12 protein-coding genes and 1 riboswitch are annotated in these 13,568 nt (G+C 63.3%); of the genes, 8 read left to right on the top strand and 4 right to left on the bottom strand.

The window, feature by feature from the left end:
• The first annotated feature begins 40 nt into the window (after positions 1 to 40).
• Positions 41 to 175 (top strand): hypothetical protein, encoded by a 135-nt coding sequence (locus IQ25_RS21360; protein WP_258537041.1) that lies wholly within the window; start codon positions 41 to 43, stop codon positions 173 to 175.
• A 45-nt stretch (positions 176 to 220) separates the two neighbouring features.
• Here IQ25_RS21360 and IQ25_RS14240 read toward each other — a convergent pair whose 3' ends face one another.
• Entirely contained in the window at positions 221 to 703 is a 483-nt protein-coding gene (locus IQ25_RS14240) for a hypothetical protein (protein WP_144906947.1), read from the bottom strand.
• 140 nt (positions 704 to 843) lie between these two features.
• Between IQ25_RS14240 and IQ25_RS14235 the strand changes: the two genes are divergently transcribed.
• Positions 844 to 1,338 carry a hypothetical protein gene (locus IQ25_RS14235; RefSeq protein WP_158637753.1) on the top strand — a complete coding sequence of 165 codons (495 nt, stop codon included), beginning with the start codon at positions 844 to 846 and terminating at the stop codon, positions 1,336 to 1,338.
• Between the two features lie 70 nt (positions 1,339 to 1,408).
• Here the strand turns inward: IQ25_RS14235 and thiC are convergent, their stop codons facing one another.
• Positions 1,409 to 3,292 carry a phosphomethylpyrimidine synthase ThiC gene (gene thiC, locus IQ25_RS14230; protein ID WP_144906945.1) on the bottom strand — a complete coding sequence of 628 codons (1,884 nt, stop codon included), beginning with the start codon at positions 3,290 to 3,292 and terminating at the stop codon, positions 1,409 to 1,411.
• Positions 3,293 to 3,341: 49 nt separating this feature from the next.
• Positions 3,342 to 3,449, bottom strand: a riboswitch (TPP riboswitch).
• A 141-nt stretch (positions 3,450 to 3,590) separates the two neighbouring features.
• On the opposite strand from thiC, the gene IQ25_RS14225 reads away from it, so the two are divergent.
• The gene (locus IQ25_RS14225) at positions 3,591 to 5,681 is read left to right on the top strand and encodes a TonB-dependent siderophore receptor (protein ID WP_144906944.1); all 2,091 of its coding nucleotides are present in this window, start codon (positions 3,591 to 3,593) and stop codon (positions 5,679 to 5,681) included.
• Positions 5,681 to 6,961 (top strand): PepSY-associated TM helix domain-containing protein, encoded by a 1,281-nt coding sequence (locus tag IQ25_RS14220; RefSeq protein ID WP_144906943.1) that lies wholly within the window; start codon positions 5,681 to 5,683, stop codon positions 6,959 to 6,961. Before IQ25_RS14225 ends, IQ25_RS14220 begins: the two co-directional genes overlap by 1 nt.
• A 3-nt stretch (positions 6,962 to 6,964) precedes the next feature.
• On the opposite strand, the gene IQ25_RS14215 is transcribed toward IQ25_RS14220, so the two are convergent.
• Together IQ25_RS14215 and IQ25_RS14210 are read right to left on the bottom strand one after the other, a co-directional pair.
• Positions 6,965 to 8,485 carry a flavin-containing monooxygenase gene (locus IQ25_RS14215; RefSeq protein WP_144906942.1) on the bottom strand — a complete coding sequence of 507 codons (1,521 nt, stop codon included), beginning with the start codon at positions 8,483 to 8,485 and terminating at the stop codon, positions 6,965 to 6,967.
• A 143-nt stretch (positions 8,486 to 8,628) separates the two neighbouring features.
• A complete protein-coding gene (locus IQ25_RS14210) occupies positions 8,629 to 9,222 on the bottom strand; it encodes a DUF2585 domain-containing protein (protein WP_144906941.1) in 594 nt (197 codons plus the stop codon).
• 98 nt (positions 9,223 to 9,320) lie between these two features.
• On the opposite strand from IQ25_RS14210, the gene crtY reads away from it, so the two are divergent.
• Genes crtY through IQ25_RS14190 form a run of 4 tightly spaced genes read left to right on the top strand, consistent with a single transcriptional unit; the run spans position 9,321 to position 13,558 of the window.
• Complete coding sequence (gene crtY, locus IQ25_RS14205; RefSeq protein ID WP_144906940.1) at positions 9,321 to 10,517, top strand: lycopene beta-cyclase CrtY; 1,197 nt, start codon at positions 9,321 to 9,323, stop codon at positions 10,515 to 10,517.
• Positions 10,514 to 11,992 (top strand): phytoene desaturase, encoded by a 1,479-nt coding sequence (locus IQ25_RS14200; protein ID WP_144906939.1) that lies wholly within the window; start codon positions 10,514 to 10,516, stop codon positions 11,990 to 11,992. The genes crtY and IQ25_RS14200 overlap by 4 nt, the downstream gene beginning before the upstream one ends.
• On the top strand, positions 11,989 to 12,570 hold the full coding sequence (locus IQ25_RS14195) for an LOG family protein (protein WP_144906938.1): 582 nt from the start codon (positions 11,989 to 11,991) through the stop codon (positions 12,568 to 12,570). The genes IQ25_RS14200 and IQ25_RS14195 overlap by 4 nt, the downstream gene beginning before the upstream one ends.
• Before the next feature lie 4 nt (positions 12,571 to 12,574).
• Positions 12,575 to 13,558 carry a phytoene/squalene synthase family protein gene (locus IQ25_RS14190; RefSeq protein WP_144906937.1) on the top strand — a complete coding sequence of 328 codons (984 nt, stop codon included), beginning with the start codon at positions 12,575 to 12,577 and terminating at the stop codon, positions 13,556 to 13,558.
• Positions 13,559 to 13,568 lie beyond the last annotated feature (10 nt).

Here is a 13,568-nt window from a genome sequence, read left to right as displayed (position 1 = left end):
TAGCCCGGACACCGGGCTACCGCCCGAATGGAGAACGATAATGGCGAAGAGCCAGAAAAAGTCGAACCGCGAGGCTCGCAAACCCAAGGCCGAAAAGCCCAAGAAACTCAACGCCTCCAACCCGTCGGTAAAGCCCGGTGTGGTCGCCGGCCTCGACAACATCAGGAACACCTGACGGACAGGTGGGCTCCAAACCGGAGCCCACCGTTCCCTTCATGCCTTAGCGGCAGCGCACGTTGTTGCGGCCATTGCGATCATTGCGGTTGCCGCTGTCGATCGCAGCCCCGATCGCCGCACCGCCGATGGCACCGATGATCGCGCCAAGAGGCTTGCTGTCACCCGGCGCAATGATCGCGCCTGCGGCTGCGCCACCAAGGCCGCCAATGATCAACCCGGTCGAACCGTCCGAACGGCGGCAGTAGTACCGCCCGTCGCGACCACGATAGACGCGGTCGTCGTTCGAAAGCTGGCGCTCCCGATAACGCCCGTTGTTGCGGTAATAGCGATCCGCTTCGTAGCGGCCGTAACGGGGGTCAGGGTTGTTGTAATCGTAGCGGCCATTGCTCTCGTAATACCCGCGATCATAATAACCCCAACCGTCCGAACCGTCGGCATATCCCGGCCGATCGTAATAGCCATTGCTCGTGCAAGCCCCGGTCAGCGTCGCCACTGCCAGAGCCGAAATCATGAGGGCCTTTTTCATCGCGCTTTTCCATGTGCTGAAAGGCACGAAGAGCCGCGCCATCTCATGAGGGCAATGGTCTCGCGCGGGGGACGTTCCCATCTGTTCGTTGAACCTCGCGACCTTGTCTGCCCGCAACGCGTGCAATAACGTGGCGCCCGATGGGATTCTTGTCTTTCCGCACCCGCCTGCGCGCATTCCAGACGATGCGTTGCGATCCACCCGATCCGGGCTTCATCGCCGATCTTGAATTCCTCGAAAATCGCGACCTTGATCTCTCGGTACGGCTTGGCGCGATGCTCGGCTTCAATGCCTTGCTGATTACCATCGGCACCCACCCGATTTCGGCCAGCCCCGGCGCACCGCTCTCCCTCGATGCCCCGTCCCAGCCCGGTTTCGTTCTGGCGAACCTTGCCGCGCTGATGCCACTCGTCATCTCCTGCGCCCTGGCCCTGCGCGCGATGCTGCTTGGCGAAGAGTTCGATGCCGATGGGCTCGATGGAGACGCGGCGCTCCGCCAGCGCCTCTTTGCCACTTTCATCCGTTCGATCGACGCCCAGGCCCGGCTGCTCTATCATGCCGTCCGCTGGACGCTCGTAGGCGGCGTGCTCAACCTGCTTCTCTGGGCAGCAATTCTCTACGCCAAGATGCACTGAAGCCGGACCGCACAAAGCGATCCGGCCCCGTATTGCTTGATGAACGGCGCAGACTCCCGCGCCGGAATAATCAATCGTGCTCGCGCCCGCCTGCACCGATATAGAGCTCGCGGCCCAGCTCGTCGTACTTGGCGCTCATGGCCTTCATGCCCGCTTCGGCCTCTGCCTCGTCGGCAGCCACGAAGGTCTCGATCGGCTGATTCTGCTTGGCCGCAAACTCGCGCACTTCCTGGCTGATCTTCATCGAGCAGAACTTCGGCCCGCACATCGAACAGAAGTGCGCCGACTTTGCGCCTTCGGCAGGAAGCGTCTGGTCGTGGTACTGCTCGGCGGTATCGGGATCGAGCGAGAGATTGAACTGGTCGCGCCAGCGGAACTCGAAGCGCGCCTTGCTCAGCGCATCGTCGCGCACCTGCGCCGCTGGATGCCCCTTGGCAAGATCGGCCGCATGCGCTGCCAGCTTGTAGGTCACCACGCCAACCTTCACGTCATCGCGATCAGGTAGGCCAAGGTGCTCCTTGGGCGTGACATAGCAGAGCATCGCCGTGCCGTACCAGCCGATCTGTGCCGCACCGATGCCGCTGGTGATGTGGTCGTAGCCCGGCGCGATGTCGGTGACGAGCGGCCCGAGCGTGTAGAACGGCGCTTCGCCGCACGCTTCGAGCTGCTTGGTCATGTTCTCCTTGATCTTGTGCATCGGCACGTGGCCGGGGCCCTCGATCATCACCTGTACGTCCTGCGCCCAGGCGCGCTTTGTCAGCTCGCCCAGCGTGTAGAGTTCAGCAAACTGCGCTTCGTCGTTCGCGTCGTAGATCGAACCCGGACGCAGGCCATCGCCGAGCGAATAGGCCACGTCATAGGCCTTCATGATCTCGGTGATCTCATCGAAACGTTCGTAGAGGAAGCTTTCCTTGTGATGCGCCAGGCACCACTTGGCCATGATCGAGCCGCCACGGCTGACGATGCCAGTCATGCGCTTGGCCGCCAGCGGAATGTACGGCAGACGCACGCCAGCATGGATCGTGAAGTAGTCCACGCCCTGCTCGGCCTGTTCGATCAGGGTATCGCGGAACACTTCCCAGGTCAGGTCCTCGGCCACGCCGCCGACCTTTTCCAGCGCCTGGTAGATCGGCACCGTGCCGATCGGCACCGGGCTGTTGCGCAGGATCCATTCGCGGGTGTCGTGGATGTTGCGGCCCGTCGAAAGGTCCATCACGGTATCCGCGCCCCAGCGGATCGACCAGACCATCTTGTCGACTTCGCTGGCAACGTCAGACGCTACCGCCGAGTTGCCGATGTTGGCGTTGATCTTGACGAGGAAATTGCGCCCGATCGCCATCGGCTCGCTCTCGGGGTGGTTGATGTTCGAAGGGATGATCGCGCGGCCCCGCGCCACTTCGTCGCGCACGAACTCAGGCGTGACGTAATCGGGGATCGACGCGCCCCAGTCCTGCCCGTCTCGGATCAGCGCTTCCTTGGCCTGCTTGCGGCCGAGGTTCTCACGGATCGCGACGTATTCCATCTCAGGCGTGATGATGCCCTTGCGCGCGTAGTGCATCTGGCTGACATTCTGCCCGGCCTTCGCGCGCAGAGGGCGCTTCACCACGTTCGGGAACGCAGGGACCCCGGCGGAACGATCCGGCCCCTTCAGCCCATTGTCCTCAGGCTTGGTCTCGCGCCCGTCGTATTCCTCCACGTCGCCGCGCGCCATGATCCAGTCGCGACGCAGCTTGGGCAGTCCTGCCGCAATGTCGATCGCCACGCGCGTATCGGTGTAAGGACCCGACGTGTCATAGACGCGCACCGGCGGCTCGCCGCTCGAAGGCTCGAGCGAGATTTCGCGCATCGCCACGCGCACGTCCGGGAAGCGCAGGCTTTCGACATGGATCTTGCGGCTGCCACGGATCGGCCCGGTGGTGACGCCGATTTCCAGCTTGGAGTTGATGTCGGCCATTGAAGCGCTCCTCTGGTGGACGGTCCGGGAGCGCTGATGCCATGGCTCAGGCCAAAGGCACTGCCCTTCCCTCCGCCCGTGCTAACGGGTTCAGGTTCGACGGGTCGGGCTGCGTGACCAGCCCCTCTCAGCCACACTGGCTCCCCGGGGTATGCTGTCCTTTTAGAGCGGACTTGAGCGATGGGCAACCGGCCTTTCGCTTTAGCTTTATCAGCTATTAATGCGAATGCTTCTTAGTCGCATTGACTCTTGCGAATGACTCGCACTAAAGGCGCCACATCAACGACGGGAGCCTAACGTGTCGCATCGCTTCAGAATTCTTGCTGTCTCATCCCTCGCCTCCTTCGCCTTTGCCAGCCATACGGCGCGCGCGGATGAAGTTGAGGATACGGAGAACCGCATCATCGTTCGGGGTGAGCGCGCCGAAGGTATCGCGTCAGGCGCCACCGGCCTCCCCCTCGCCATAATCGATACGCCGCAATCCGTGACGGTAATCGACCGCGGCGTTCTCGATGACTTCGCATTCGACGAAGTGAACGACGTCTTGCGCTACGTCACCGGCGTCAATGTCGAGGAAGCCGAGACCGACCGCACCTATTATAACGCTCGCGGCTTCGACATCACCGAAGCCATGGTCGATGGCATTCAGATCCCCAACATATGGGGCCCGTCGATCGGATCGCTCGACACGGTCATGTGGGATTCGATCGAGGTCGTGCGCGGCGCCAACGGCCTCCTTTCGGGCGTCGGCAATCCATCGGGCACGATCAACTACCGCCGCAAGCATTCCACAGGAGAACGTCGCGTGACCGGCGAACTCACTGCAGCGTCATGGAACCGCGTTCGCGGAGAGGTCGACATCGATATGCCCCTCACCGCCGACGATAGCTGGGGCCTGCGCGTCGTGGGCGCTGCGCAGAACTCGGATTCCTATCTTCGCGACTACCGCTCGAACCGCACCGCCATCCAAGCCGTCATCGATGGCCGCATCGCCGAAAACCTCGCGATCTCCTTCGGCTACGCCCGCCAGGAAGGCACCTCGCGCGGCGTCCTGTGGGGCGCATTGCCGCTGCTCGACAGCGCAGGCAACCAGCTTGACTGGGACTTCTCGACCTCGAACACGCAGGACTGGACGTACTGGAAGAGCAAGGACCAGACCGCCTTTGCCGAAGCCACATGGACCTTTGCGCCCGGCTGGTCGGTCAAGTCCCACCTCACCCGCCGCATCAATGACGAACCTTCACGCCTGTTCTATGTCTATGGCACGCCCAATGCCGAAACTGGCCTTGGCCTCTATGGCTACCCCGGCGGCTACCTTTCCACCGCACGCGGGTGGATCTGGGACAATCGTCTCGACGGCACATACAAGCTCTTTGGCCGCGACCAGAAGCTGACCATCGGCGTCCAGCGCACGACCGCGAAGTTCGGATATCTGACCTACCCCGTACCGACGAGCGATCCGGCATGGGGCGCCCTGCCCGCATTGCAATCTGGCTGGGACGGCACCGAAGTCCCCTATCCCGCATTCGGTGATCCGGTGGAAAGCGCCCGCATCAATGACAAGCAATGGCGCGTGCGCGCCGCCACCGACATGGAACTGACCGACCGCCTGAGTCTCATCCTTGGCGCGAACTACGTCGACGTGAATACGACCGGCTTCACCTTCGGCGTCAGTGCGGCACGTAGCGAAAGTGCGGTCAGCCCCTTTGTCGGTGCGACGTTCAAGGTCCTGCCGGGCGTCAATCTCTACGCAAGCTACAGCGACATCTTCAATCCGCAGAAGGAACTGGGCACCAACCTCAAGCCCGTCGGCTCGGCAAAGGGCAAGAGCTGGGAAGCAGGCCTCAAGGGCGAAGCCACCGACAAGGCCTTGTTCGGCTCGCTTGCCCTGTTCCGCTCCGAACAGTCGAACCTTGCCGAGGCGGCAGGATATGACGTCACGCTTGGCCAGACCCTGTACAACGGCATCTTCGTGCGCAGCCAGGGCGTTGAAGCCGAAGTCGGCGGGCGCATCGCCCCAGGTCTCACGTTACAGGGCGGCGTGACGCACCTCTCGCTCGAAGGGCGCAATGGCGATCCTGTCCGCACCTATGTTCCGCGCACTACTGCCAACCTGCTGGTTCGCTGGGAGCCAACGGAGCAACTTCAACTCGGCGCAGCCATGCGCTGGCAAGACGCGATCTTCATCACGAACAGCGTTGGCACGATCCGTCAGGACGACTACGCCACGCTGCAACTCCAGGCGGGCTACAAGCTCAGCGAAAACGTCAGCTTCAACCTCAACGTGGCCAACGTGACCAACCACAAGCACCTTGCCAGCCTTTATTGGGATCAATCGTTCAACGCTGCACCGCGCAGCGTGACGGGTTCGATCCGGATGACCTTCTGATGGCCACCACAGCGCCCCGCCTCGCCCGTCTGTCCCTTCGGCGAGCACTGCCGGGGCGCGGCTTCTGGGTCATCGCCCACCGCTGGGCCGGCCTTACGCTTGCCCTGTTCCTGGCCGTAGCGGGCCTGACCGGCTCGCTCCTGCCATGGATCGAGGAGCTTGAGGCCGCTACCGCGCCCGAACTGCACAATTCTACTTGGCGGGGCACGCCAGACCCGCTCCGTGTTCGTGAAGAAGTCCTCGCTCGATATCCCGGCGCTGGGCTCGATTTCCTGCCGCTAACCGTCGAGCCGGGGAAGTCCCTGCGCCTGCACCTGCATTGGCTTGATCCTAAGACGGGCCTTGAGCGCGAGCACGGCCCCGGCGTGCCCGATTGGGACGACCTGTTCCTCAACCCCGTTACTGGCGAGGAACAAGGTCGGCGCGAATGGGGCAACATCGGGCAAGGCATCAAGAACCTGATGCCTTTCCTCTACCGCCTGCATTACAGCCTCGCTCTCGGCGCCATCGGCACCCTGATTTTCGGCCTCGCAGCACTGGTCTGGACCGTCGACTGCTTCGTCGGCTTCTACCTCACGCTACCGCCGCGTACCCCGAAACCCGCCCGCACGCCCTTTCTCGATCGCTGGCGCCCAAGTTGGCGCGTCCGCTGGAAGTCCACGCCCTACAAGCTGAACTTCGACCTGCACCGGGCCGGAGGCCTCTGGCTCTGGCCGCTCCTGCTGGTCTTCGCGTGGTCCAGCGTCTCGTTCAACTTGCCTCAGGTCCACGTGCCGGTCATGCAGGCCCTCGGGGCGGAAGATCCGCGCTTGCTCCTTCTGCAGAGCACGCTCCCCACCCCACGCAACGCCCCTGCTCTCGATTTTCGTGCAGCGGTCGAACGCGGCAAGCAGCTGGCCGAACGCGAAGCCATCAAAGAAGGCCTCATCCCTCTCGACGAAGGCGAAAGCTGGATCTGGCACATCCCGACCAGCGGTCTCTTTGTCTACGGATTCACCACCGCGGCAGACATCGGCCACCACGGCGGCGGCACCCGAGTGGCATTCGACAGCAACACTGGCGAACTCAAGACTGTCGACTGGCCAAGCGGCGTTAACGGAACCAACACCTTCAGCAACTGGCTCACAGCCCTGCACATGGCGCAAGTCTTCGGCCTGCCCTACCGCGTGTTCGTCAGCGTTCTTGGCCTGATGGTGACGATGCTTTCAGTAACGGGTGTAGTGATCTGGCTGAAGAAGCGCTCGGCCCGCGCTGGACGGGCCTTGCGCAAGGCGGGGTAGGAGCTACTCCGCCGCCTCGGCCAAAGGCGCAGCCCGGCGGACGCCATCATACACGAACTCCTGACCGTCCAAGTCTATCGCCGGAAAGGCTTCGCGTTCCAGCCAATAGTTCTGGTTGTGTCGCCAGACGTCGTTGGACCCGCGACGCGGCAGTTTGTCCATGTCACGCATCAGGTAGCCGGGATTGAAATTGTCCTCCTCGATCCAGGGCAGTACTTCGATCCCCGCATCCTCGTCGCGGAAGGCCGCTTCCACCTTTTTTGCGCCCCGCGCATCCATATGGTTGAGCAGATGGCAGATGAAGTCTGCCATCATGTCCACGCGCAGGGTCCAGCTCGCCCGGAAATAGCCGAAGACCCAGGCCATGTTGGGAACGCCGGTAAACATCATGCCGCGATAGGTCACCGTCTCGACCCAGTTGACCGCTTGCCCGTCCACCTCGAACGGAATGTCGCCCAGTACTTTCAGCCGGAATCCGGTGCAGGCCATGATGATGTCCGCCTCGATCAGTTCGCCTGAACTCGTCAGCACGCCCTTCTCGGTAAACCGGTCGATCGTGTCGGTGACCACGGATGCATTTCCAGCCACGACATGCTTGAACAGATCGCCATCGGGCAGCTGCGCCAGACGCTGCTGCCAGACGCGATAGCGCGGGGCGAAGTGCGGTTCGAACTGGAAATCCTCGCCGACATAGCCCCGGATGAGCGCGCGCAGATCCTCGGCCATCGCCTCGGGCTCCTCGCGGCTGCGGCGATCCATCTCGTAGAAGTTGTACATGTAATCCTGCCGCACCACCCGATGGATAGTCGGCTCGTCGATCCCTATCGTCCGCAACCGCTCAGCCAGCTCGCTCACATTGGGAGCGCAGTAGAACCATGTGGGCGAGCGCTGCAGCATCGTCACCTTGGCCCCCTGATCGCACAGCGCCGGAACCACGGTCGCCGCCGTCGCGCCCGATCCGATCACCAGCACCCTCTTGCCCGCAACGTCGGTTTCTGGGTCCCACAGCTGCGCATGAACGAACTGCCCCTTGAAGTCGGCAACGCCCTGCCAGTCGTTGGGGATATAGGGCACCTGATGATCGTAGTAGCCCTGGCACATCCACAGGAACCCGGCGGTGAATGTGACCACCGCACCGTCCTTCGTCCGTGCCTCCAGCCTCCAGCGGTTCGTGCGGCTATCCCACTTCGCGCTCGTGATCGTGTGGCCATAGCGGATGTGCCGGTCGATCCCGCCTTCCTCGATCACCTCGCCCATGTAATCGAGGATCGCCTTGCCGCTGGCGATCGGCGCGCCGACCCATGGCTTGAAGCGATAGCCGAAGGTGTAGAGATCTGAATCCGAACGGACGCCGGGGTACTTGTGCGTCTCCCACGTGCCGCCAAAGGTGTCCTTGGCCTCGATGATTGCATAGGTCTTGCCCGGACACTGCTCCTGCAGGTGCCATGCCGAACCAATGCCCGATATGCCCGCGCCGACGATCAACACGTCGAAATCGCCGCCCGATGCTGCCTGTTCGCTCATCATGCCTCTCCGTGGTCTGACGCCAAGTGCGGCCGTTTTCGGCTCGTCCCGGAAAGTGACATTGATCGGTATCAACTTGCAACCGGGTGCGCCGAATGATGAGGCGTTCGGTCAAGAAAATGAAACGCTTGGGGCCAATGCGATCAGCCGCCCGCCTGCCACTCGCGCACCGCCTCCACCGGCGAAGCCAGCATCAGCACGTTGAGCGTCAGGTTGTCGCGGATCATCGCCAGCGTGAACAGCTCGAACGCAACCGCCACCGCCACCGTCACCAGCGCCGGAGCCCTGCTCGCAAAGACGAAGCCCAGCGCCATGAACGCCATGTCGCAGAACGAATTCAGCACGCTGTCGCCGGAATAGCCGTAGGAAATCGTCACCGCGCGATAGCGGTCGATGATGATCGGCGAGTTCTCGAGGATCTCCCACGATCCTTCCACCAGCACCGCCAGCGCCAGTGCCCATGTCGGTGAGATCGCCTTCAAGCCGGCCCGCCGCCACAGCAGGTGCGCCGCGCCATAGAACAGAAACCCGTGGATCACGTGGCTGAAGCTGTACCAATCCGAAATCTGCTGGCTGTTTTCAGCCGATTCCACCACGCCCTGCCACAGCCGGATTGTCCCGCACGGGCAGATCGGCGGACGGTGCATCCCCAGCAGTATCACCACGATTCCCAGCGCCACGCCGAGCGCCGCAATCGCGCCTGCCCGCCCCGGTCGCAGACTCAGTCGTTCCGTCATTCTTCTCTCCCCCCGTCGATGCCCTTTCTGACGGGTGAGGCTGACAGCGACAAGCCCATGGTTGCACCGGCAACTGCATGGCCCTAAGCGCTAGAGCCATGAAAGTGCGGCAGTGTGATATCGCAATCCTTGGTGGCGGCCTGGCCGGCGGACTCGTCGCGTTGGCGCTGCGCCGCGCCCATCCGGGACTGTCGCTGGTACTGGTAGAGCAGGGCGAGGAGATCGGGGGGAACCACGTCTGGTCGTTCTTCGGCACCGATGTCGGCAAGGCCGGACGCGAATTGCTCGATGGCATGATCATCGCTGCTTGGCCCGAATACACCGTCCACTTTCCCCGCTTCGACCGCCGCCTCAAGACCAGCTATTACTCGATCAACTCGGCCCGTTTCGACAGGATCGTGCGCGAACGCCTGGGCGAAGACGCGATCCTCACCGGCGTCCGAGCGCTTGCCTGTAGTTCGACGAATGTCACGCTGTCCAACGGCAATCGGATCGAGGCTGGCGCGGTGATCGACGCACGTGGCCTGCGCAGCGTGTCCGATCTCACCGGGGGCTGGCAAAAGTTCGTAGGCCGCCGGTTTCGCCTTTCCGCCCCGCACGGCCTCGATGCCCCCATCGTCAAGGACGCCACCGTCGAGCAGATCGATGGCTACCGCTTTGTCTATTCGCTCCCTTTCGCGGCCGACGAGATCTTCGTCGAGGACACCTACTATTCCGATGGCCCCGCCCTGGACGCCGACGCCATCCGCGCTCGCATAGACGCCTACGTCGCTGCCAAAGGCTGGCAAGTCGCCGAAGTGCTGGAGGAAGAGCAGGGCGTCCTCCCTGTCGTCGCGGGCGGCGATTTCGAAGCGTTCTGGCGCGCGAGCGGCGGCCCTGTTGCCCGTGCAGGCGTGCGCGCCGGGCTGTTCCAGGCCGTTACCAGCTACTCGCTGCCAGAGGCGGTGAAGTATGCCCTTGCCCTCGCTCGGCAGCAGGACCTCTCCGGTCAAGCCCTCGCCCGCTTCAGCGAACAGTGGTCGCGCAAGCACTGGGCGAGTTCTGCCTACCTGCGCCAGCTTTCCGCGCTTCTCTTCGCCGGCGCCGAGCCTGACAAGCGCTACCGCGTGCTCGAACGCTTCTACAGTCTCAGCCACGGCCTGATCGAGCGGTTTTACGCCGGCAAGAGCACTGTGTTCGACAAGGCCCGCATCCTCGCGGGCAAGCCCCCGCTCCCGATCACCCGCGCCCTTGGCGTGTTGACTGGTCTCGGTGCCCGGCCCAAGCCTCTAAACCTATCAGGAACTCCACGATGAAGCGCGCCTGCGTAATCGGCTCCGGCTTTGGCGGTCTTGCCCTTGCCATCCGCCTCCAGTCGGGCGGCATCCAGACGACCGTGATCGAAGCGCGCGACAAGCCCGGCGGCCGCGCCTACCACTGGGTCAAGGACGGCTTCACCTTCGATGCCGGCCCGACCGTCGTGACCGACCCTGCCTGCTTTGAGGAGCTGTGGGCGCTCAAGGGCCACCGCATGTCCGACGACGTCGAACTCATGCCGGTAACGCCGTTCTACCGCCTCAACTGGCCCGACGGCACCAATTTCGACTACTCCAACGACGAGACCCAGCTCCGCGCCGAAATCGCCAAGCTGAACCCTGCCGATGTCGCCGGGTATGACGATTTTCTGCGCTATTCCGCCGGGGTCTACGAGGAAGGCTACGTCAAGCTCGGCTCGGTCCCGTTCCTCGATTTCGCCAGCATGATCAAGGCCGCCCCCGCCCTTGCCCGCTATCAGGCATGGCGCTCGGTCTATTCGATGGTCTCGAGCTACGTTAAGGACGAGCGTCTGCGGCAGGCCTTCAGCTTCCACACCCTGCTCGTCGGCGGCAACCCGATGAACACCAGCGCGATCTACGCCCTGATCCACAAGCTGGAAAAGGACGGCGGCGTCTGGTGGACCAAGGGCGGCACCAACAAGCTCATCGAAGGCATGCTCACCCACTTCCGGCGGCTCGGCGGCGAGGTGCGCATCGGCGATCCGGTGACGCATATCGAAACGCTCGGCACGCGGGTAACCGGAGTCAGTACCAAGAGCGGCTGGTCGGCCAAGTTCGATGCCGTCGCCTCGAACGGTGACATCATCCATTCCTACCGCGATCTGATGCCTGACAATCCGCACGCACAACGTCGCGCAAAATCCCTGGCCAAGAAGAAGTTTTCGCCCGGCCTCTTCGTCGTACACTTCGGCATCGAGGGTACCTGGCCCGGCATCCCGCACCACATGATCCTGTTCGGCCCACGCTACAAGGGCCTGCTCGACGACATCTACAAGCACGGCGTCCTGCCGGAAGACTTCTCGATCTATCTCCACCACCCGACCGTGACCGACCCCTCCGTCGCGCCCGAAGGCATGAGCACGTTCTACGCGCTTGTCCCGGTTGCCAACCTCGGCAAGCTTCCGGTCAATTGGGACGAGATCGGCCCGATCCTGGAAAAGCGTGTCCTCGACGAAGTCGGCCGCCGCCTGATCCCGGACATCCATTCGCGTATCGTAACGAAATTCCACTATGCGCCGGACGACTTCAAGACCGACCTCTCGGCCCACCTTGGCAGCGCTTTCAGCCTCGAACCCCTGCTCACGCAGAGTGCATGGTTCCGCGCGCACAATCGTGACGATACGATCTCGAACATGTATCTCGTCGGCGCCGGCACGCACCCGGGCGCTGGCCTTCCCGGCGTGGTCGGCTCGGCCAAGGCCACCGCAAAACTGATGCTGGAGGATCTCGCTTGAAACGATTAGCCGTCTACTGCGGCTCCGCCTCGCCTGCCGATACCCGTTACGTAACCCTCGCTCGCGAGATCGGAGCCGAACTTGCCCGGCGTGGCATCGGCGTGGTCTATGGCGGTGGCAAGCTCGGCCTGATGGGCGCGGTCGCCTACGGCGCGCTCGATGCTGGTGGCGAAGTCATCGGCGTCATCCCAGAAGCACTGGTCAACAGCGAGGTCGCCAACCCCGATTGCACCGAACTCCACGTCGTCCCCGGCATGCACGAGCGCAAGAAGGCCTTCACCGATCTGTCCGACGGCTTTCTCACCATCCCCGGTGGCGTCGGCACGATGGACGAACTGTGGGAAGCGGTCAGCTGGGCGCAACTGGGCTACCACGCCAAGCCGGTGGGCCTGCTCAACGCCTATGGCTTTTACGATCACCTGCTCGCCTTCAACCGCCACATGATCGACGTCGGCTTCATCCGTGAGGCCCATGCGGGCATCATCATTGCCGAGCCTGACCTCGACCTGCTTCTGGCGCGCATGGAGGCCCACGTGCCCCACAAGCCGATCTTCGCAATGAAGGCGGACGATTTGTAAGCGCATGCTCGACCGGAAAGCTCTCGTTACTAACGCCCGCAAGTCGATCCTGAAGGGCTCGAAAAGCTTCGCCCTCGCCAGCCACCTGTTCGATCGCGAAACCCGCGAGCGCGTCTGGCTGCTCTACGCCTGGTGCCGCCGGTGCGACGATATCGTCGACGCGCAGGACCATGGCGGCGCTCTCGGCGATCAGGCGGGTGCCTATGAACGGCTTGCTCTGGTGCGAGAGAAGACGGCTTTGGCATTTGCCGGCAAGGACAGCGGAGATCCGGCTTTCGACGCGCTGGGCCTCGTCGCCCGCGAAACCGGCCTCACGCTGGACATGGCCCGTGCCGTGATCGATGGATTTGCCCTTGATGCCGCCGAGTGGCAGCCGCACAGCGAAGCCGATCTGATGCGCTACTGCTGGCACGTGGCAGGCGCTGTCGGCGTGATGATGGCCGTCGTCATGGGCGTCTCGCCTCATGACGAGGACACGCTCGATCGCGCCTGCGACCTCGGCCTTGCCTTCCAGCTTGCCAACATCGCGCGCGATATCGAAGAGGACGACGCCGCCGACCGCTGCTACATCCCGCTCGACTGGCTCTCAGAGGAAGATATCCCACCCGGCGAACAGATGAAGCCGCACTATCGAGCTTCGCTGAGCCGCCTGATTGCGCGCATGTGCGAAACCGCCGAAATCCACGAATGCTCGGCTCGCATCGGAGCATCTCGCCTGAAGGGGCGTCAGCGCTGGGCTATCCTCGCCGCTGCCGGCATCTATGGCGAAATCGCCCGCGAGGTCGCGCGCCTTGGCGACCATGCCTGGGACCACCGCACCGTCGTTAGTAACGCGCGCAAACTCGGCTTCGTCGGCAAGGCCGCATGGGCCTCGTTGCGTCCGGTTCCGCGCTCCTGCATCGCCAAGGCCAGCAAGCGCCGCTTCAACCGCACTGACCTGATCGCTCTCGCCGCGCGCAAACCTGCCGGTTATCCCTCCGACGCATAGATCATATCTC

Source organism: Novosphingobium taihuense (assembly GCF_007830315.1).
Taxonomy (GTDB): domain Bacteria; phylum Pseudomonadota; class Alphaproteobacteria; order Sphingomonadales; family Sphingomonadaceae; genus Novosphingobium; species Novosphingobium taihuense.
This window is presented reverse-complemented; position numbering and strand designations above follow the sequence as displayed.